Below are 19,332 nucleotides of genomic sequence, written 5' to 3'. Positions count from 1 at the left end.
ACAAAGCCTCCCTGAAATATCTCAGCGATCACCCGAAATTGCAGGGTATTGCTCAGCAGAACAGCTTTAAACATACCTGATAACGTTTAGATGGTAATGGCGTCCCGGAACGATCCCGTTTCGGGACAAATTCCAGAGTCTGTTCACTGGCATTAGCAATGGAAAAATATTGCTCTGAATACGCTTCAGAACAAGACAGGCGCGGTTCCGACAGGAATACCGTTTTAGGGGGAAAATATGGCTACATCAGTACAGACAGGTAAAGCTAAGCAGCTAACATTACTTGGATTCTTCGCTATTACGGCATCGATGGTAATGGCTGTTTATGAATATCCTACCTTTGCAACATCCGGTTTTTCATTAGTTTTCTTCCTGCTATTAGGCGGGATTTTATGGTTTATTCCCGTTGGACTCTGTGCTGCGGAAATGGCTACCGTGGACGGTTGGGAAGAAGGTGGCGTTTTCGCCTGGGTATCGAATACCCTGGGGTTAAAATGGGGATTTGCAGCGATCTCATTTGGTTATTTGCAAATCGCTATCGGCTTTATTCCGATGCTCTATTTCGTGTTAGGGGCACTTTCCTACATTCTTAAATGGCCAGCACTGAATGAAGATCCGGTAACAAAAACCATTGCGGCACTCATCATTCTTTGGGTGCTGGCATTAACTCAGTTCGGCGGTACTAAATATACGGCGCGAATTGCTAAAGTCGGCTTCTTTGCCGGTATCCTGTTACCCGCATTTATTTTGATTGCATTAGCGGCGATTTACCTGCACTCCGGTGCGCCAGTTGCTATCGAAATGGATGCAAAAACCTTCTTTCCGGATTTCTCTAAAGTTGGCACCCTGGTTGTGTTTGTTGCCTTCATATTGAGTTATATGGGGGTAGAAGCCTCCGCAACCCACGTCAATGAAATGAGCAATCCTGGGCGCGATTATCCGTTGGCAATGTTATTGCTGATGGTGGCGGCAATCTGTTTAAGCTCGGTTGGTGGTTTGTCCATTGCGATGGTCATTCCGGGTAATGAAATCAATCTGTCCGCTGGGGTAATGCAAACCTTTACCGTTCTGATGTCCCACGTGGCACCGGAAATTGAGTGGACGGTTCGCGTGATCTCCGCACTGCTGCTGCTGGGTGTTCTGGCAGAAATCGCCTCCTGGATTGTCGGTCCTTCTCGCGGGATGTATGTTACAGCGCAGAAAAACCTGTTACCTCCAGCGTTCGCCAAAATGAACAAAAATGGCGTGCCGGTCACTTTGGTTATTTCTCAGTTGGTGATCACCTCTATCGCCTTGATTATCCTCACCAATACCGGTGGTGGTAACAACATGTCCTTCCTGATCGCACTGGCTCTGACGGTGGTGATTTATCTGTGTGCTTATTTCATGCTGTTTATTGGCTACATTGTGTTAGTCCTTAAACATCCTGACTTAAAACGCACATTTAATATCCCAGGCGGTAAAGGCGTGAAACTGGTTGTGGCTATTGTCGGCCTGCTGACCTCAATCATGGCATTTATTGTTTCCTTCCTGCCACCGGATAATATCCAGGGTGACTCTACCGATATGTATGTCGAATTACTGGTCGTTAGCTTCCTGGTGGTACTTGCCCTGCCCTTTATTCTCTATGCCATCCACGATCGTAAAGGCAAAGCGAATACCGGTGTGACACTGGAGCCAATTAACAGCCAGAACGCACCGAAAGGTCACTTCTTCCTGCATCCACGTGCTCGTTCACCGCACTATATTGTGATGAACGATAAGAAACATTAACCCTCTCTGAAAGGGATAAGACAAGGGAGCGATAGTTAATCGCTCCCTTTTTCGTACCTGTTATCGTATTGACTTGCCCCAGATAAGTACGAGAATGAGCAACACATCTGTTTACCGGAAACCAGCATATATGGATATCTGCTCCCGAAACGTGAAATTAGCGATCAAAAAGCCAGCCACACTCGTTGCTCTGGCTCTTTTACTGTGTAGTTGTAAGACCACACCGCCAACGCCAATAACTACACCACCAGCAGGTTCAAAACCACCAGCGACCACACATCAATCAGCGCAACCGATGCGCGGTATCTGGCTGGCCACTGTGTCTCGCCTCGACTGGCCGCCTGTTTCCTCGGTTAATATCAGTAATCCCACCAGCCGAGCCCGCGTACAACAACAGGCGATGATTGACAAGTTAGATCATCTACAACGTCTCGGCATCAATACGGTTTTTTTCCAGGTAAAGCCCGATGGTACAGCCCTTTGGCCATCGGAAATTTTACCGTGGTCCGATCTTATGACTGGCAAGATTGGTGAAGATCCAGGTTACGATCCGCTGCAATTTATGCTCGACGAAGCCCACAAGCGTGGGATGAAAGTGCACGCTTGGTTTAACCCCTACCGCGTGTCGGTTAACACAAAACCCGGAACTATCAGGGAATTGAATAGCACCCTGTCACAGCAACCAGCCAGTGTCTACGTGCAGCATCGCGACTGGATCAGAACGTCGGGCGACCGTTTTGTTCTCGACCCTGGTATCCCTGAGGTTCAGGATTGGATCACATCAATAGTTGCGGAAGTGGTTTCCCGTTATCCGATAGATGGCGTGCAGTTCGACGATTATTTCTACACTGAATCACCGGGTTCGCTGCTGAACGATAACGAGACGTACCGCAAATATGGGAGAGCTTTTGCATCAAAAGCAGACTGGCGGCGTAACAATACCCAGCAATTAATTGCAAAGGTATCGCACACCATTAAAAGCATTAAGCCAGAGGTTGAATTTGGCGTTAGCCCGGCAGGCGTCTGGCGCAACCGATCACACGATCCGCTCGGTTCCGATACCCGAGGCGCAGCCGCCTATGACGAATCCTATGCAGATACCCGCCGTTGGGTAGAACAAGGTTTACTGGATTATATTGCCCCACAAATTTACTGGCCTTTCTCACGTAGCGCCGCACGTTATGACGTACTGGCAAAATGGTGGGCAGATGTCGTTAAACCGACCAAAACCCGTCTATATATCGGTGTTGCCTTCTATAAAGTGGGTGAACCCTCAAAGATAGAACCTGACTGGATGGTTAACGGCGGCGTGCCAGAACTAAAAAAGCAGCTTGATCTTAACGATGCTGTACCCGAAATTAGCGGCACGATTCTGTTCCGCGAAGATTACCTTAATAAGCCACAGACCCAACAAGCCGTTAGTTATCTGCAAAGTCGTTGGGGAAGTTAAACGCCCTGTTTTACTGTGTCATGCCGGTGATGTAAGCACCGGCTTGTCACCCTGCAAAAATGCCGTAACCTCTTAAATAAAATTATCTCCATATAAGCCGATTGCTATAATCCTCTGATTAATTAGTATCAACATGAAAAACAATACGATATTCGTCACCACCGAAAAATAATCACGATGGGCTATACTCTTCAGAAGAACAGTAGCGTAGATTAAAACTGTCTAATCCGTTTATTTCTTTTCATTATATCCTCATATTTCAGGAGAATATGGTGCGATAAGTCTGTCCAGTATGTTGCGTTTCGTTTTTCGATCCCATCTGCCTTTCCAGTCGTATAAGGGGCTGAATTATGGAGATGTACTTTAAAAGAATGAAAGATGAGTGGACTGGATTAGTGACCCAGGCTTCCCCTCTCATTCGCGCTAAAGCCGCAGAAATTGCTGTTGCACATGCCCATTACCTGAGCAATGAGTTTTATCGTATTGTACGCACTGACCCACATGCCGAAGAGTTTTTGAGTAACGAACAGGTTGAAAGGCAACTTAAAAGTGCTCTGGAAACATGGATTATCGATGTGCTCTCTGCGCAAGCGGACGATGTTGATAGGCTTATACAAATCCAACATACCGTGGCCGAAGTACATGCCCGTATTGGCATTCCCGTAGAAATCGTTGAGATGGGTTTTCGTGTATTGAAGAAAATCCTCTATCCAGCAATATTTTCCTCTGATTATTCGCCTGCGGATAAATTTCAGGTTTATCATTTTTCGATTAACAGTATCGATATAGCCATGGAAGTTATGACCCGGGCGTTTACCTTTAGCGACAGTAGTGCGGCTAAAGAAGACGAGAACTATCGTATCTTTTCACTACTGGAAAATGCCGAAGAAGAAAAAGAACGGCAAATAGCCTCATTACTTTCATGGGAATTAGATGTTATTTATAAAGTCCTGTTGGATTCTGATTTAGGCAGCAGCTTACCGTTAAGCCAGGCGGATTTTGGCTTATGGTTTAACCATAAAGGTCGTCATTATTTTAGCGGTATTGCCGAAGTAGGTCATATCTCCCGCCTTATTCAGGATTTCGACGGGGTTTTTAATCAGACAATACTCCATGCTAAAAATCTGAGTAACAAAAGTCTGCGAGTGAAGTTTTTATTGCAGATACGAAATACCGTATCGCAAATTACCACCTTACTACGAGAACTGTTTGAAGAAGTTTCTCGCCATGAAGTGGGAATGGATGTGTTGACTAAGCTACTTAACCGCCGTTTCCTGCCGACTATCTTCAAACGTGAAATTGCCCATGCCAATCGGGCTGGCACGCCGTTGTCTGTTCTAATCATTGATGTTGATAAATTCAAAGAGATCAATGATACATGGGGACATAACACCGGCGACGAAATTCTGCGTAAAGTCTCGCAGGCGTTTTACGACAATGTTCGTAGTAGTGATTATGTTTTCCGCTACGGTGGTGATGAATTTATCATTGTTCTGACAGAAGCCTCAGAAACTGACACTTTACGTACCGCAGAACGTATCCGCAGTCGGGTAGAAAAAACCAAACTGAAAGCTGCAAACGGCGAAGATATTTACCTCTCTCTGTCCATTGGCGCCGCCATGTTTAATGGACATCCGGATTATGAACGTTTAATTCAAATAGCCGACGAAGCTCTGTATATCGCCAAAAGACGAGGTAGAAACCGTGTTGAACTCTGGAAAGCCAGTCTTTAGATTCGCCCGGATGCAGAGGTAATCATGAAGCTAACCGATGCAGAGAATGCCGCTGACGGCATTTTTTTCCCCGCGCTTGAGCAAAATATGATGGGCGCGGTGTTAATTAACGAAAATGATGAAGTGATGTTTTTCAACCCCGCAGCAGAAAAGCTTTGGGGATATAAACGCGAAGAGGTCATTGGCAATAACATCGATATGCTGATTCCCCATAATTTGCGCCCTGCACACCCTGAATACATCCGGCATAACCGCGAAGGTGGTAAAGCGCGTGTCGAAGGAATGAGCCGGGAATTGCAGCTTGAGAAAAAAGATGGCAGTAAAATATGGACACGATTTGCCCTGTCAAAAGTGACTGCCGAGGGGAAAATTTATTACCTGGCGCTGGTGCGAGATGCCAGCGTTGAAATGGCGCAGAAAGAACAGACCCGGCAGTTGCTTATTGCCGTGGATCATCTCGACCGACCTGTGATTGTGCTTGATCCTGAGCGTCATATCGTTCAGTGCAATCGCGCGTTTACAGAAATGTTCGGCTATTGCATCAGCGAAGCCAGCGGTATGCAGCCCGATGCGCTGCTTAACATTCCTGAATACCCGACAGATAACCGCATCCGCTTACAGCAGCTTTTGTGGAAAACCTCCCGCGATCAAGATGAATTTTTGCTATTAACGCGCACGGGTGAAAATATCTGGATTAAAGCGTCTATCAGTCCGGTCTATGACGTGCTTGCTCATCTACAAAACCTGGTAATGACCTTCTCAGATATCACCGAAGAACGGCAAATCCGCCAACTGGAAGGCAACATCCTCGCCGCCATGTGCAGCAGCCCGCCGTTTCACGAAATGGGCGAAATCATTTGCCGTAATATTGAATCCATTCTTCATGAATCGCATGTTTCGCTGTATGCATTGCGTAATGGGATGCCAGTGCATTGGGCGTCGTCCTCTCATGGGACAGAAGTAAAGAATGCACAAAGCTGGGCTGTTACTATTCGCCAGCGCGATGGCGCACCAGCGGGAGTTCTGCAAATCAAGACGGCTGCAGGGACAGAAACCAGTGCATTTGTCGAACGAGTGGCAGATATCAGCCAGCATATGGCCGCACTGGCGCTGGAACAGGAGAAAAGCCGCCAGCACATCGAACAGCTAATCCAGTTTGATCCGATGACCGGTTTGCCAAATCGCAATAATCTGCACAATTACCTCGATGACCTTGTTGATAGAGCCGTCTCTCCGGTGGTTTATCTTATTGGCGTCGACCATATTCAGGATGTGATCGACAGCCTCGGCTATGCGTGGGCCGATCAGGCATTGTTAGAAGTCGTTAATCGCTTTCGTGAAAAACTCAAACCCGATCAGTATCTCTGCCACGTTGAAGGTGCACAGTTTGTCCTCATTAGTCTGGAGGATGAAGTCAGCAACATTACCCAAATCGCTGATGAGCTACGCAACGTCGTTAGCAAACCGGTCATCATTGACGATCAGCCTTTTCCTTTAACCGTAAGCATTGGTATCAGTTACGACGTTGGTAAAAACCGTGACTACCTGCTTTCTACCGCCCACAATGCAATGGATTTCATTCGCAAAAACGGCGGTAACGGCTGGCAGTTCTTTAGCCCGACAATGAACGAGATGGTTAAAGAGCGGTTGATATTAGGCGCGGCGCTGAAAGAAGCAATCAGCAACAACCAGTTGAAGCTGGTTTACCAGCCGCAGATCTTCGCCGAAACGGGCGAACTGTATGGTATTGAAGCTCTTGCTCGCTGGTATGACCCGCAGCATGGACATGTTCCCCCTTCCCGGTTTATTCCCCTCGCAGAAGAGATTGGTGAAATTGAAAATATTGGTCGTTGGGTAATTGCTGAAGCCTGTCGCCAGTTAGCAGAATGGCGAAGCCAGAATATTCATATCCCGGCGTTATCCGTAAACTTATCTGCGCTGCATTTTCGCAGTAATCAGCTACCCAATCAGGTTTGCGATGCGATGGAAGCCTGGCAGATTGACGGCCACCAGCTGACGGTGGAAATCACTGAAAGCATGATGATGGAACACGATACGGAGATCTTTAAACGCATCCAGATCCTGCGGGATATGGGCGTAGGTTTATCTGTCGACGATTTCGGTACAGGCTTTTCCGGCTTATCTCGCTTAGTCAGCCTGCCGGTAACGGAAATTAAAATCGATAAAAGTTTCGTCGATCGTTGCCTGAGCGAAAAACGCATCCGTGCCTTATTAGAAGCCATTACCAGCATTGGGCAAAGCCTGAACTTAACCGTAGTGGCGGAAGGTGTGGAAACGAAAGAACAGTTTGAGATGTTACGCAAGATCCACTGCCCCGTGATTCAGGGCTATTTCTTCTCACGTCCTTTGCCCGCTGAGGAGATCCCTGGCTGGATGTCTACTACGCTACCGCTTCAAATCGACGCTTAGTACATCTTGCCCGCGCAGGCGGGCAAGATGCCATGTATTTATATTCAGCCATTCGCCCGATGCTATATTAAAATTTGTACTGAATGCCCGCGCCAATAATGTAATTATAGTTTTGCATCCCTGGCGAATCTTTCTCTTTTACGCTTTCACCCTTTTCTTTATAAGAAATTACTGTGTTACCAATATCATTAGAGAATCTACTCCATGACATTTCTGTGAAAATACGTGCCTGTGAATTAATGTTATACCCCACATTAATAAGACCTGAATAATATTTTTGGTTGGATACTTTATCTTTAAATGTAATGTTGCGCAAATAATGCTGATCTGTTCCTTTCCCTTCTCCCCAGGCGCTATATTTAAATTGAGCAATAATATCAAAATCATGATAGATATATTTACCAGAAAGACCTAAATAAGGCGCACTGAATTTTTGTTGGTAGCCAATAACTCTTTGGTTATGAGGAATATCTCCAGTGTCGGCACCATTATCATAACTATAGTAACCTCCTTTCGCCGTCCAACTGAAACGTGTCTCCTGATAGCCTAACATGGCGCCGAGTTGGTAGTTTTGATCCTTTAAAAACCAACCTGTCATATTGAGATCAAACTGATTTGCAAAATTCAACCGCGTTGCCGGATGATGTGACCAATCGCTCCAGTGGTGCTGCCCCGGCTCGAGCCAGTCATAATCATCCATCAGCGTGCCGGCAGACGCAATCGTCGTCCAGCCTTTAGCATTAAGCGTCAGCCATGAGATTGCATCCCAGGTTAGCCCCATTTTAATAATGGGGGTATTTTGAATTTTCCAGTCCAGTTGGCTAAGTTTGCCGCCATCGCTATAAACAAACTCACCTGACTCACCATTCAGAAATGAAAGAGAAGCATCACCAAAGACATTGTCAGATAAGAAATTAAATTCTGAAGATGCGCTTGCATACTGACTTAGAGATATTAAAGCAATAGCAAAAGAGACCTTTTTCATCAACATAGTTTCATCCTTATTAAACAATGTTAATTAGCTCATTAATTAAATTTAATTAATTCAAATTAATTAAATCAACTGAATATTACAATGCCATAAATGTTTCTCACCATCAAACAGAGAACATAAATAAACAGAGTTTTACTGTTATTCTGAACGGAATAGGAGTTTACAACCTGATGTAATAATGATTGTTCGGGAACAGGCGGGAATAACGAAAAAATGACGATGCAGTTTAAATGCAAGATTTCATTGGGATAAACAGAAAATATTGGTGTAAATGCTTGCCGGATGACAACATCATCCGGCAAGTACTTATGCTTTCAACTGGTAATCCAGCGTAATTTCCGCTTTCAGTACCTGAGAAACCGGGCATCCGGCTTTTGCTTTCTGAATAATGCCGTCAAAGGTTGAGGCATCAATACCCGGTACGGCAACTTCACTCTTCAGTGCGATTTTGGTAATCGCGAAACCAGCATCGACTTTATCCAGCGATACATCGGCAGTGGTATCAATCGATGTTGGCGTGAATCCCGCTTCCCCCAGCATTAATGAAAGCGCCATCGAGAAACAAGCGGCATGTGCCGCGCCAATCAATTCTTCAGGGTTGGTTCCTTTTTCGCCTTCAAAACGTGTGTTAAATCCATACGGCTGTTGGTTCAGCACGCCGCTCTCGGTGGATACTGTTCCCTTCCCGCGTTTGATATCGCCTTCCCAGTGTGCCTGACCTTTCTTATGGATTGTCATTGTTGCTCTCCTGTGGGCTTAAAAAGGAAATTATAGACTACGTGAGAAACAGCACGAGGATAAGCAGGATATTCCGAATAAAATCCGGCGAAAATATTACCTCTGCACTTAAATCAAATTACCACAACAGACGACTGGAATATATGTATTGAGAGATACCGCAGCAATATAAATCCACAAATACCAATAATAATACTCATGAATATCATGTAGTTAAAATATAAAATTCATCAACCAGGACTAATCTTAACAACGAAGCGGCAAATATTTGCCATGCTGAATGTGCTTTATAAATCTGCGATCCGTAGCAGACACCATAAATACACAGACACGGAGAATCACTATGTTTACTTATTATCAGGCAGAAAATTCAACAGCAGAACCCGCTCTGGTTAATGCCATTGAGCAAGGCCTTCGGGCAGAGCACGGTGTTGTCACTGAAGATGACATTCTCATGGAGCTGACCAAATGGGTGGAAGCTTCTGATAACGACATCCTCAGTGATATCTACCAGCAAACCATCAATTATGTGGTCAGTGGCCAGCACCCTACGCTTTAAGCTGCTATGCTTGATCGGCAACCTAATTTAGGGGTTTAGCACGTGTTTCTTCGCTACGGCGATGTTGTCCTTAAAACTAGCAACAGGATTGAGGAGTTAAAATGAAATCGAACCGTCAGGCACGTCATATTCTTGGACTGGATCATAAAATTTCTAACCAGCGCAAAATAGTTACCGAAGGTGACAAATCCAGCGTGGTAAATAACCCAACCGGCAGAAAACGCCCCGCTGAAAAGTAATTCTTAACAATCAGTCCTCAATGACGATTAAACACCATTGCCTGCGCAATGGTGTTTTTGTTTTTATCTGCTTTATACTTGGGGGCGACGCCCTGGCGGTAAAGCAAAGACGATAAAAACCCCAGGGATGGATATTCAAAAAAGAGTGAGTGACATGGAACCAAAAACAAAAAAACAGCGTTCGCTTTATATTCCTTACGCTGGCCCTGTACTGCTGGAATTTCCGTTGTTGAATAAAGGCAGCGCCTTCAGCATGGAAGAACGCCGTAACTTCAACCTGCTGGGGTTACTGCCGGAAGTGGTCGAAACCATCGAAGAACAAGCGGAACGAGCATGGATCCAGTATCAGGGATTCAAAACCGAAATCGACAAGCACATCTACCTGCGTAACATCCAGGATACTAACGAAACCCTCTTCTACCGACTGGTAAACAATCATCTTGATGAGATGATGCCCGTTATTTACACCCCGACCGTTGGCGCAGCCTGTGAGCGTTTTTCTGAGATCTACCGCCGTTCGCGCGGCGTGTTTATCTCTTACCAGAACCGCCACAATATGGACGACATTCTGCAAAACGTGCCGAATCACAACATTAAAGTGATTGTGGTGACGGATGGCGAACGTATCCTGGGTCTTGGTGACCAGGGCATCGGCGGGATGGGTATTCCAATCGGTAAACTGTCGCTCTATACCGCCTGTGGTGGCATCAGCCCGGCGTATACTCTTCCGGTGGTGCTGGATGTCGGCACCAATAACCAGCAACTGCTTAACGACCCGTTGTATATGGGCTGGCGTAATCCGCGTATCACTGACGACGAATACTATGAATTCGTTGACGAATTTATCCAGGCAGTGAAGCAACGCTGGCCGAACGTGTTGCTACAGTTTGAAGACTTTGCACAAAAAAATGCGATGCCGTTGCTTAACCGCTATCGCCATGAAATTTGTTCTTTTAACGATGACATTCAGGGCACTGCGGCGGTAACAGTCGGCACACTGATCGCAGCCAGCCGCGCAGCAGGTGGTCAGTTAAGCGAGAAAAAAATCGTCTTCCTCGGCGCAGGTTCAGCGGGATGCGGCATTGCCGAAATGATCATCGCCCAGACCCAGCGCGAAGGATTAAGCGAGGAAGCGGCGCGGCAGAAAGTGTTTATGGTCGATCGCTTTGGTCTGCTCACCGACAAGATGCCGAACCTGCTGCCTTTCCAGACCAAACTGGTGCAGAAACGCGAAAACCTCAGTGACTGGGATACCGACAGCGATGTGCTGTCACTGCTGGATGTGGTGCGCAATGTAAAACCAGATATTCTGATTGGCGTCTCAGGACAGACCGGGCTGTTTACGGAAGAGATCATCCGTGAGATGCATAAACACTGTCCGCGTCCGATCGTGATGCCGCTGTCTAACCCGACTTCACGCGTGGAAGCCACTCCGCAGGACATTATCGCCTGGACCGAAGGTAACGCGCTGGTCGCCACCGGTAGCCCGTTTAATCCAGTGGTATGGAAAGACAAAATCTATCCTATCGCCCAGTGCAACAACGCCTTTATTTTCCCAGGCATCGGGCTGGGTGTTATTGCTTCCGGCGCGTCACGTATCACCGATGAGATGCTGATGTCGGCAAGTGAAACTCTTGCTCAGTATTCGCCGCTGGTGCTGAACGGCGAAGGTCTGGTACTGCCGGAACTGAAAGATATCCAGAAAGTCTCCAGAGCGATTGCTTTTGCCGTTGGCAAAATGGCGCAGCAGCAAGGCGTGGCGGTGAAAACGTCTGCCGAAGCTTTGCAACAATCCATTGACGATAATTTCTGGCAAGCCGAATACCGCGACTACCGCCGTACCTCCATCTAAGTCTCCGCCCGGTAGTGAATGTTACCGGGCAATTATCCTCTCCCTTTTTCAGATCTCATCCATACTGGGTAGTGGCAAATAAATCTCATTTGCCTCACCTGCTATGCAGAACATCATCCGAAAAGGAGGAACTATGAAGGCTGCGGTTGTTACGAAGGATCATCATGTTGACGTTACGGATAAAACGCTGCGCTCACTGAAACATGGCGAAGCCCTGCTGAAAATGGAGTGTTGTGGCGTATGTCATACCGATCTTCATGTTAAGAATGGCGATTTTGGTGATAAAACCGGCGTGATTCTGGGACACGAAGGCATTGGTGTTGTGTCAGAAGTTGGCCCAGGTGTCACCTCATTAAAACCAGGCGATCGCGCAAGCGTGGCATGGTTTTACGAAGGATGCGGTCATTGCGAATACTGTAACAGTGGTAACGAAACGCTCTGCCGTTCAGTTAAAAACGCCGGATACAGCGTTGATGGCGGCATGGCGGAAGAGTGCATCGTAGTGGCTGATTACGCAGTAAAAGTGCCAGATGGCCTGGACTCGGCTGCTGCCAGCAGCATTACCTGTGCGGGCGTCACCACCTATAAAGCGGTGAAGCTGTCAAAAATTCGTCCCGGTCAGTGGATTGCTATCTATGGTCTTGGTGGCTTGGGTAACCTCGCCCTGCAATACGCGAAGAATGTCTTTAACGCCAAAGTGATCGCCATTGATGTCAATGATGAGCAGTTAAAACTGGCAACTGAAATGGGCGCTGATTTAGCGATTAACTCACGCACCGAAGACGCCGCCAAAATTGTGCAGGAGAAAGCGGGCGGTGCACACGCTGCGGTTGTTACAGCAGTAGCCAAAGCCGCATTTAACTCGGCGGTTGATGCCGTTCGTGCAGGCGGGCGTGTTGTGGCAGTCGGTCTGCCGCCGGAGTCCATGAGCCTGGACATCCCACGGCTGGTGCTGGATGGTATTGAAGTGGTCGGTTCACTGGTCGGCACGCGCCAGGATCTCACCGAAGCTTTCCAGTTTGCCGCCGAAGGTAAAGTGGTGCCCAAAGTCGCCCTGCGTCCGTTAGCGGACATCAACACCATCTTTACCGAGATGGAAGAAGGCAAAATCCGTGGCCGTATGGTGATTGATTTCCGCCGCTAAGAGACCATTGCTGCGACTGCCAGTCCTGGTGTCGCAGCATCGCACTCTCTCCAACATGAAATGGCTAAATGGATTATTGTTACGTAAGAAGGAACAACAATGATAGTGTTCCCAGTGAAGGAACACTACTGAGAGTAAAGATACTGATGAAAATGGCCAATCATCCCCACCCAGGGGACATCATTCAGGAATCACTGGACGAACTGAACGTCAGCCTGCGCGAGTTTGCCAGAGCAATGGAAATTGCGCCCTCAACGGCAAGCCGATTGCTGACCGGAAAAGCGGCTTTGACGCCGGAAATGGCGATTAAACTTTCCGTGGTGATCGGCAGTTCGCCGCAAATGTGGTTGAATCTGCAAAACGCGTGGAGTCTGGCAGAGGCTGAAAAAACGGTGGATGTGTCGCGACTACGCCGTCTGGTTACGCAATAAAAAAATGGCGCCTTTTACAGCGCCATTTTCAGCTTAACGTTCAAAAGAGATTATATCCCTTCTTCACTCTCTTTTTTTGCTTCTGCCTTCTCGATTTCACGATACCAGCGCGGATGGTGTTTCTTCGCCCAGCGACGGCTCACCTTCCCTTCGATCATCCCTTTAATCGACCCTTTCACCCAGAATGCCATATACATATGGATAAGGATGGCGTGGATCAGGATGATACCCGCTGCCGCGTGGATCAGCAGGCTGTAGCGGACAACCTGCATCGGGAAGTACTGCGCAAAGTACGGACGCCAGATAATCACCCCGGTCACCAGCAGCACGAAAATCATGCTCATGATTGACCAGAACATCATCTTCTGTCCGGCGTTGTACTTACCAACATCCGCCACTTTGTGCTCATTGCCTTTCAATACTTCGACAATGTTCAACAGCCACGGAATATCTTTCTTATCCGGGATGTTGTGATGCACAAAGCGGAAGAACATAAACATCAGCGCGACGAAAATCGCAATGCCGAAGAACGGGTGCAAAATGCGTCCCATCTGCGGCGTACCGAAGGTTTGCGTCAGCCATTGCAGCGTCGGGAAGAAGAACGAAATCCCGGACAGCGCCACCAGGAAGAAGCAAATCACCACGGTCCAGTGACAGGCGCGATCAATAAACTTTGTGCGCACAATCATTTTCGACTTACTCATGATGATCCTCCTCGTCATCGTCCACTTCCTTATTCGGGCCAATACCGATGTAGTGGAAAATCAACCCGGCAAAAGTGGCGATAAAGCCAGCCGCTGCCAGCGGTTTCAACGCGCCTTTCCACAAGCTCACCGAGGTATCGATCTTCGGATCTTTCGGCAGACCGTGATACAGCTCCGGCTGATCGGCGTGATGCAGCACGTACATGACGTGCGTACCACCGACACCTTCCGGGTTGTAGACGCCAGCATGTTCGTAACCACGCGCTTTCAGTTTCGCCACGCGCTGTTCCGCCAGCTCCAGCATCTCCTTCTTGGTGCCGAAGTGGATAGCCCCGGTCGGGCAAGTTTTTACACAAGCCGGTTCCTGGCCGACGCTGACGCGATCGACGCAGAGCGTGCATTTATATACCCGGTTATCCTCTTTGTTGAGGCGCGGAATATTAAACGGACACCCGGCAATGCAGTAACCACAGCCGATACAGTTTTCCGACTGGAAATCGACAATGCCGTTAGCGTACTGAATGATTGCACCAGCAGACGGGCACGCCTTCAGGCAGCCCGGATCTTCACAGTGCATACAGCCGTCTTTACGAATCAGCCACTCCAGCTTGCCGTTCTGTTCGGTTTCGCTAAAGCGCATCACCGTCCAGGACTTGGCGCTCAGATCGGCGGGGTTATCGTAAACCCCGACGCAGTGCCCCACTTCATCACGGATGTCGTTCCACTCCGAACACGCCACCTGACAAGCTTTACAGCCGATACAGGTGGAAACGTCGATAAGTTTCGCGACTTCTGCTTTGTAATCACGCACCTGAGAAGGCGGCGTGATGGAGTTAGTTGCGGACCTTTTGATAATGTCCTGCGTTTCCATAGCCATCTGTTCGCCCCCTTACGCCTTCTCGATGTTTACTAAGAACGCTTTATATTCCGGCGTTTGCGAGTTTGCATCACCGACATTCGGCGTCAGAGTGTTAGCGATATAACCTTTACGCGCGACACCCTCAAAGCCCCAGTGGATTGGAATACCCACCGTTTCAACCTGCTGACCGTTTACATTCAGCGGTTTCAGACGGCGCGTTACCACAGCCACCGCGCGGATAAAGCCACGCTTGCTGGAGACAGTGACACGATCGCCATTGGCAATGCCTTTCGCCGCCGCCAGCGTTTCGCTGATTTCCACAAACTGTTCCGGCTGGGCGATTGCGTTGAGCAATGCGTGCTTGGTCCAGGTGTGGAAGTGCTCGGTCAGACGATAAGTTGTACCCACATACGGGAACTGCTCTTTTTTACCCATCCGCAGCGCGTCTTGTTCATACAGACGAACGACCGGGTTAGAAACCACGTTCGGATGCAGTGGGTTAGTTCCCAGCGGCGTCTCAATCGGCTCGTAGTGTTCCGGGAACGGACCTTCCGCCATTTTGTTGATGGCAAACAGGCGTCCCATCCCTTCCGGCTGCATGATAAACGGCCCGGTTGGCGTACCCGGCGCGGCATTGCCGAAGTCAGGAATATCGTTACCCGTCCACTTGCTGCCGTTCCACTGGATCAGCATTCGTTTCGGATCCCACGGTTTACCGTTGATATCCGCTGAAGCACGGTTGTACAGCACGCGACGGTTGAGCGGCCACGCCCAGGCCCATCCCAGCGTATTCCCCAGACCGGACGGGTCGGAGTTATCGCGGTTGGCCATCTGGTTGCCCTGCTCTGTCCAGCTACCGGTGTAGATCCAGCAAGAAGATGCGGTCGTACCGTCATCACGCAGATGCGCAAAGCTGCTCAGCAACTGACCTTTCTTCGCAATCAGCACGCCATTAGCGTCATAGAGATCTTCCAGCGCATAGCCGTTGTTCTCTTTTGCCACTTCGTCAGACTGCGGCTCGTGCGGCTGCTTGTAGTTCCAGCTCATCTTCATCAGCGGTTCTACGCCTTTACCACCTTCAGCTTTGTACAGCTCGCGCAGGTGATGGTAGATACCCGCCAGAATTTCGCCGTCGTTACGCGCTTCGCCAGGTGCGTCCTGACCTTTCCAGTGCCACTGCAACCAGCGACCGGAGTTGGCGATAGAACCATCTTCTTCAGCAAAGCAGGTCGAAGGCAGGCGGAATACTTCAGTCTGGATAGACGCCGGATCGACATCGTTCGACTCGCCGTGGTTCTGCCAGAAAGTAGACGTTTCAGTCACCAGCGGATCGATAACCACCATGTACTTCAGCTTACTCAGGCAGCTAACCACTTTGTTTTTGTCCGGGAAGGACGCAACCGGGTTAAAGCCCTGGCAGAAATAACCGCTGACTTTGCCTTCGTCCATCATGTTGAAATACTTGATGACGTCGTAGGTCTGGTCCCACTTCGGCAGCCAGTCGTAGCCCCAGTTGTTCTCTTTCTGCGCGGCATCGCCGTAGAAAGATTTCATCAGGCTAACGAAGAACTTCGGATAGTTGCTCCAGTAGTTCACCTGATCCGCCAGCGTCGCTTTCGGCGTGTTCGCTTCCAGATAAGACTGCAAATCAACCTGTTTTTCTGACGGCAGCGTCAGATAACCCGGCAGGCTGGTAGAGAGCAGACCTAAGTCGGTCAGACCCTGAATGTTGGAGTGACCACGCAGTGCGTTCACGCCGCCACCAGCCATACCCATGTTGCCGAGCAGCAACTGGATCATCGCCATAGTACGGATGTTCTGCGCACCCACGGTGTGCTGCGTCCAGCCCAGCGCGTACAGGAAGGTGGTTGTGCGATCCGGTGCGCTGGTGGAGGCCAGCACTTCACACACTTTCAGGAAGTCGGCTTTTGGCGTACCGCAGATGTTTTCAACGACGTCCGGCGTGTAGCGGGAAACGTGCGCTTTCAGCAGGTTCCACACACAGCGCGGATGAGTCAGCGTGTCATCGCGTTTCGCATAGCCGTTTTCATCGAACTGATAGTTCCAGGACGACTTATCGTACTGGCGTTTTTCAGCGTCATAACCACTGAACAGACCGTCTTCGAAAGCAAAATCATCACGCACCAGCAGGCTGGCGTTGGTGTAATGCTTAACGTATTCAGCGTTGATTTTGTTGTTTTCGATCAGGTAGCGCAAAACGCCAGACAAGAACGTAATGTCCGTACCGGAACGAATAGGTGCGTAAATATCCGCTACAGAAGCGGTACGCGTAAAACGGGGATCGACAACGATCAGGGTTGCATCGTTGTTGTTTTTCGCTTCCATCGCCCAGCGGAAACCGACGGGATGCGCTTCAGCAGCGTTACCGCCCATTACCATTACGACGTTAGCGTTTTTGATATCCACCCAGTGGTTGGTCATCGCACCGCGACCAAATGTTGGAGCAAGACTTGCTACCGTTGGTCCGTGTCAGACGCGCGCCTGGTTGTCTACCGCCAGCATCCCGAGGGAGCGGGCAAATTTTTGGGTCAGCATCCCGGTTTCGTTGCTGGCGCCGGAAGCACACAGCATACCGGTAGAAAGCCAACGGTTTACCGTTACGCCCTGCTCATTCTTTTCAATAAAGTTGGCGTCACGGTCAGCTTTCATCAGCTTCGCAATACGGGAGAATGCTTCTTCCCAGCTAATGCGCTGCCATTTATCAGAGCCTGGCGCACGATATTCCGGGTAACGCAGACGGTTTTCGCTGTTCACGTAATCCAGCAAACCGGCGCCTTTCGGGCACAGTGCGCCGCGACTTACCGGATGATCCGGGTCACCTTCAATGTGATAAATCGCTTCTCTGGCGTTTTTCGCGCCATCACCCAGGCTATACATCAATAGCCCGCAACCTACGGAACAGTATGTGCAGGTGTTACGGATCTCTTTAGCGCGTAATAATTTGTAGTTTCGCGCCTGAGCCAGTGCTTGCTTCGGGGCAAAGCCCAATGCCGCTACTGTTGTTCCAGCCATACCGCCCGCGCAGATTTTAAAAAATTGTCTGCGACTGACGTCCATTGCTTTCCTCTTTTTTCAGGGGTATTACTGCGCGAGGAAACTAACAGTAAAATTCTGAATCTTTTTGCGCGAAATCAAAAAGAACACGTGTTTGCCACAAAATAATCCGCCTGCGCAAATTGACCTACCTCAATGGCGGTAGAAAAACGCACCACTGCCTGACAGGCCGGTTAAAAAAATGCTATAAATTTCAGCTTAATTTTTAACGGCAAGAGAGACTAAACAGCGAGCATGACACGACAAAAAGCAACGCTCATAGGGCTAATCGCGATCGTCCTGTGGAGCACCATGGTGGGGTTAATTCGCGGCGTCAGTGAGGGGCTTGGTCCGGTCGGTGGTGCGGCGGCGATCTATTCATTAAGCGGACTGCTGTTAATATTCACCGTTGGATTCCCACGTATCCGGCAGATCCCGAAAGGCTATTTACTTGCTGGCAGCGTATTGTTCGTGAGTTATGAAATCTGCCTCGCGCTTTCCTTAGGTTATGCTGCTACCCGCCATCAGGCGATAGAAGTAGGCATGGTGAACTATTTATGGCCCAGCCTGACGATACTTTTCGCCATTCTTTTTAATGGTCAGAAAACAAACTGGCTGATTATTCCCGGATTGCTTTTAGCCTTGATGGGTGTCTGTTGGGTATTAGGCGGCGACAATGGGCTACAATATGATGAAATCATCAATAATATTACCACCAGTCCATTAAGTTATTTTTTGGCGTTTATTGGTGCGTTTATCTGGGCAGCTTATTGCACAATCACTAATAAATATGCCCGTGGATTTAACGGCATTACCGTTTTCGTTCTTCTGACGGGAGCAAGTCTATGGATTTACTATTTTATAACGCCACAACCAGAGATGGTTTTTAGCACCCCCGTCATCGTTAAACTCATATCTGCGGCATTTACTTTAGGATTTGCTTACGCCGCCTGGAATGTCGGTATTTTACATGGCAATGTAACGATTATGGCAGTGGGTTCTTATTTTACGCCTGTACTTTCTTCTGCTCTGGCTGCCGTGCTACTCAACGCACCGCTATCGTTCTCATTCTGGCAAGGCGCACTCATGGTCTGTGGCGGTTCTCTGCTCTGTTGGCTGGCGACACGTCACCGATAAAGAAAGATAGCAACGCTTCATGCTGCAACAAAACACGTTCAGGCTATGCGGATTGAAATATTAGTGAAGGCAATGATATATCTTTGTTACATTCAGTAACACATAACCCTTCAGATAATCCGCATTCTCGCCGCGCGGCTGCGCTTTCTTATCTATTCTTTCAGTCAGTATCTCACCTGATTCTCTTAATTCTAAAAGTGGGTCATCGCGCCCAACGTCCTGTCTTTCTTTTTTT

At 48.6% G+C, this 19,332-nt stretch carries 16 protein-coding genes; 11 read left to right on the top strand and 5 right to left on the bottom strand.

The genetic code is table 11. The features are described from left to right. The 5 genes from HEN21_RS23110 to dosP all read left to right on the top strand — a co-directional run. Positions 1 to 80: hypothetical protein (locus HEN21_RS23110; protein WP_001447379.1), on the top strand; the 80-nt coding region annotated here is incomplete at its 5' end. 157 nt (positions 81 to 237) lie between these two features. Next, positions 238 to 1,773, top strand: a complete 1,536-nt coding sequence (gadC, locus tag HEN21_RS17445; RefSeq protein ID WP_000246004.1) for an acid resistance gamma-aminobutyrate antiporter GadC — start codon at positions 238 to 240, stop codon at positions 1,771 to 1,773. Between the two features lie 130 nt (positions 1,774 to 1,903). After that, positions 1,904 to 3,223 (top strand): family 10 glycosylhydrolase, encoded by a 1,320-nt coding sequence (locus HEN21_RS17440; RefSeq protein WP_021550797.1) that lies wholly within the window; start codon positions 1,904 to 1,906, stop codon positions 3,221 to 3,223. A 350-nt stretch (positions 3,224 to 3,573) separates the two neighbouring features. Next, positions 3,574 to 4,956 carry a diguanylate cyclase gene (locus HEN21_RS17435; protein ID WP_176252627.1) on the top strand — a complete coding sequence of 461 codons (1,383 nt, stop codon included), beginning with the start codon at positions 3,574 to 3,576 and terminating at the stop codon, positions 4,954 to 4,956. 24 nt (positions 4,957 to 4,980) lie between these two features. Then, positions 4,981 to 7,386: an oxygen-sensing cyclic-di-GMP phosphodiesterase DosP gene (dosP, locus tag HEN21_RS17430; RefSeq protein WP_176252628.1), complete on the top strand. Its 2,406-nt coding sequence runs from the start codon at positions 4,981 to 4,983 to the stop codon at positions 7,384 to 7,386. A 67-nt stretch (positions 7,387 to 7,453) separates the two neighbouring features. Here the strand turns inward: dosP and HEN21_RS17425 are convergent, their stop codons facing one another. Further along, the gene (locus HEN21_RS17425) at positions 7,454 to 8,377 is read right to left on the bottom strand and encodes an omptin family outer membrane protease (protein ID WP_105285741.1); all 924 of its coding nucleotides are present in this window, start codon (positions 8,375 to 8,377) and stop codon (positions 7,454 to 7,456) included. 309 nt (positions 8,378 to 8,686) lie between these two features. Continuing rightward, the gene (gene osmC, locus HEN21_RS17420) at positions 8,687 to 9,118 is read right to left on the bottom strand and encodes a peroxiredoxin OsmC (RefSeq protein WP_000152304.1); all 432 of its coding nucleotides are present in this window, start codon (positions 9,116 to 9,118) and stop codon (positions 8,687 to 8,689) included. Positions 9,119 to 9,461: 343 nt separating this feature from the next. Between osmC and bdm the strand changes: the two genes are divergently transcribed. The 5 genes from bdm to HEN21_RS17395 all read left to right on the top strand — a co-directional run bounded on the left by bdm (position 9,462) and on the right by HEN21_RS17395 (position 13,343). Then, positions 9,462 to 9,677 (top strand): biofilm-dependent modulation protein, encoded by a 216-nt coding sequence (gene bdm, locus HEN21_RS17415; protein WP_000495766.1) that lies wholly within the window; start codon positions 9,462 to 9,464, stop codon positions 9,675 to 9,677. A gap of 101 nt (positions 9,678 to 9,778) precedes the next feature. Next, positions 9,779 to 9,916, top strand: coding sequence for a stationary-phase-induced ribosome-associated protein (sra, locus tag HEN21_RS17410; protein ID WP_000841554.1), 138 nt, complete (start codon positions 9,779 to 9,781; stop codon positions 9,914 to 9,916). Positions 9,917 to 10,070: 154 nt separating this feature from the next. Then, positions 10,071 to 11,768 carry a malate dehydrogenase gene (gene maeA, locus HEN21_RS17405; protein WP_176252629.1) on the top strand — a complete coding sequence of 566 codons (1,698 nt, stop codon included), beginning with the start codon at positions 10,071 to 10,073 and terminating at the stop codon, positions 11,766 to 11,768. Between the two features lie 133 nt (positions 11,769 to 11,901). Next, positions 11,902 to 12,912, top strand: a complete 1,011-nt coding sequence (gene adhP / locus HEN21_RS17400; RefSeq protein WP_000642427.1) for an alcohol dehydrogenase AdhP — start codon at positions 11,902 to 11,904, stop codon at positions 12,910 to 12,912. A 146-nt stretch (positions 12,913 to 13,058) separates the two neighbouring features. Further along, positions 13,059 to 13,343, top strand: coding sequence for a HigA family addiction module antitoxin (locus HEN21_RS17395; protein ID WP_105285739.1), 285 nt, complete (start codon positions 13,059 to 13,061; stop codon positions 13,341 to 13,343). Positions 13,344 to 13,393: 50 nt separating this feature from the next. Here the strand turns inward: HEN21_RS17395 and fdnI are convergent, their stop codons facing one another. Genes fdnI through fdnG form a run of 3 tightly spaced genes read right to left on the bottom strand, consistent with a single transcriptional unit; the run spans position 13,394 to position 17,984 of the window. Then, the gene (gene fdnI / locus HEN21_RS17390; protein WP_000045638.1) at positions 13,394 to 14,047 is read right to left on the bottom strand and encodes a formate dehydrogenase-N subunit gamma; all 654 of its coding nucleotides are present in this window, start codon (positions 14,045 to 14,047) and stop codon (positions 13,394 to 13,396) included. After that, on the bottom strand, positions 14,040 to 14,924 hold the full coding sequence (fdnH, locus tag HEN21_RS17385) for a formate dehydrogenase N subunit beta (protein WP_001240582.1): 885 nt from the start codon (positions 14,922 to 14,924) through the stop codon (positions 14,040 to 14,042). Before fdnH ends, fdnI begins: the two co-directional genes overlap by 8 nt. Before the next feature lie 12 nt (positions 14,925 to 14,936). Next, a complete protein-coding gene (gene fdnG / locus HEN21_RS17380) occupies positions 14,937 to 17,984 on the bottom strand; it encodes a formate dehydrogenase-N subunit alpha (protein ID WP_176252630.1) in 3,048 nt (1,015 codons plus the stop codon). A gap of 231 nt (positions 17,985 to 18,215) precedes the next feature. Between fdnG and yddG the strand changes: the two genes are divergently transcribed. Further along, positions 18,216 to 19,097 carry an aromatic amino acid efflux DMT transporter YddG gene (gene yddG, locus HEN21_RS17375; RefSeq protein WP_176252631.1) on the top strand — a complete coding sequence of 294 codons (882 nt, stop codon included), beginning with the start codon at positions 18,216 to 18,218 and terminating at the stop codon, positions 19,095 to 19,097. Positions 19,098 to 19,332 lie beyond the last annotated feature (235 nt).

Origin of the sequence: Escherichia sp. 93.1518 (assembly GCF_013368915.2) — a bacterium.
Classification (GTDB): Bacteria; Pseudomonadota; Gammaproteobacteria; order Enterobacterales; family Enterobacteriaceae; genus Escherichia; species Escherichia ruysiae.
The sequence above is the reverse complement of the archived record's forward strand: the minus strand, read 5'-3'. Positions and strand labels throughout refer to the sequence as shown.

Coding starts and splice junctions, on each gene's coding strand:
- dosP (WP_176252628.1), top strand. CDS start 4,981: ATGAAGCTAACCGATGCAGAGAATGCCGCTGACGGCATTTTTTTCCCC.
- fdnH (WP_001240582.1), bottom strand. CDS start 14,924: ATGGCTATGGAAACGCAGGACATTATCAAAAGGTCCGCAACTAACTCC.
- osmC (WP_000152304.1), bottom strand. CDS start 9,118: ATGACAATCCATAAGAAAGGTCAGGCACACTGGGAAGGCGATATCAAA.
- HEN21_RS17435 (WP_176252627.1), top strand. CDS start 3,574: ATGGAGATGTACTTTAAAAGAATGAAAGATGAGTGGACTGGATTAGTG.
- sra (WP_000841554.1), top strand. CDS start 9,779: ATGAAATCGAACCGTCAGGCACGTCATATTCTTGGACTGGATCATAAA.
- gadC (WP_000246004.1), top strand. CDS start 238: ATGGCTACATCAGTACAGACAGGTAAAGCTAAGCAGCTAACATTACTT.
- HEN21_RS17440 (WP_021550797.1), top strand. CDS start 1,904: ATGGATATCTGCTCCCGAAACGTGAAATTAGCGATCAAAAAGCCAGCC.
- yddG (WP_176252631.1), top strand. CDS start 18,216: ATGACACGACAAAAAGCAACGCTCATAGGGCTAATCGCGATCGTCCTG.
- maeA (WP_176252629.1), top strand. CDS start 10,071: ATGGAACCAAAAACAAAAAAACAGCGTTCGCTTTATATTCCTTACGCT.
- fdnI (WP_000045638.1), bottom strand. CDS start 14,047: ATGAGTAAGTCGAAAATGATTGTGCGCACAAAGTTTATTGATCGCGCC.
- bdm (WP_000495766.1), top strand. CDS start 9,462: ATGTTTACTTATTATCAGGCAGAAAATTCAACAGCAGAACCCGCTCTG.
- HEN21_RS17425 (WP_105285741.1), bottom strand. CDS start 8,377: ATGTTGATGAAAAAGGTCTCTTTTGCTATTGCTTTAATATCTCTAAGT.
- adhP (WP_000642427.1), top strand. CDS start 11,902: ATGAAGGCTGCGGTTGTTACGAAGGATCATCATGTTGACGTTACGGAT.
- HEN21_RS17395 (WP_105285739.1), top strand. CDS start 13,059: ATGAAAATGGCCAATCATCCCCACCCAGGGGACATCATTCAGGAATCA.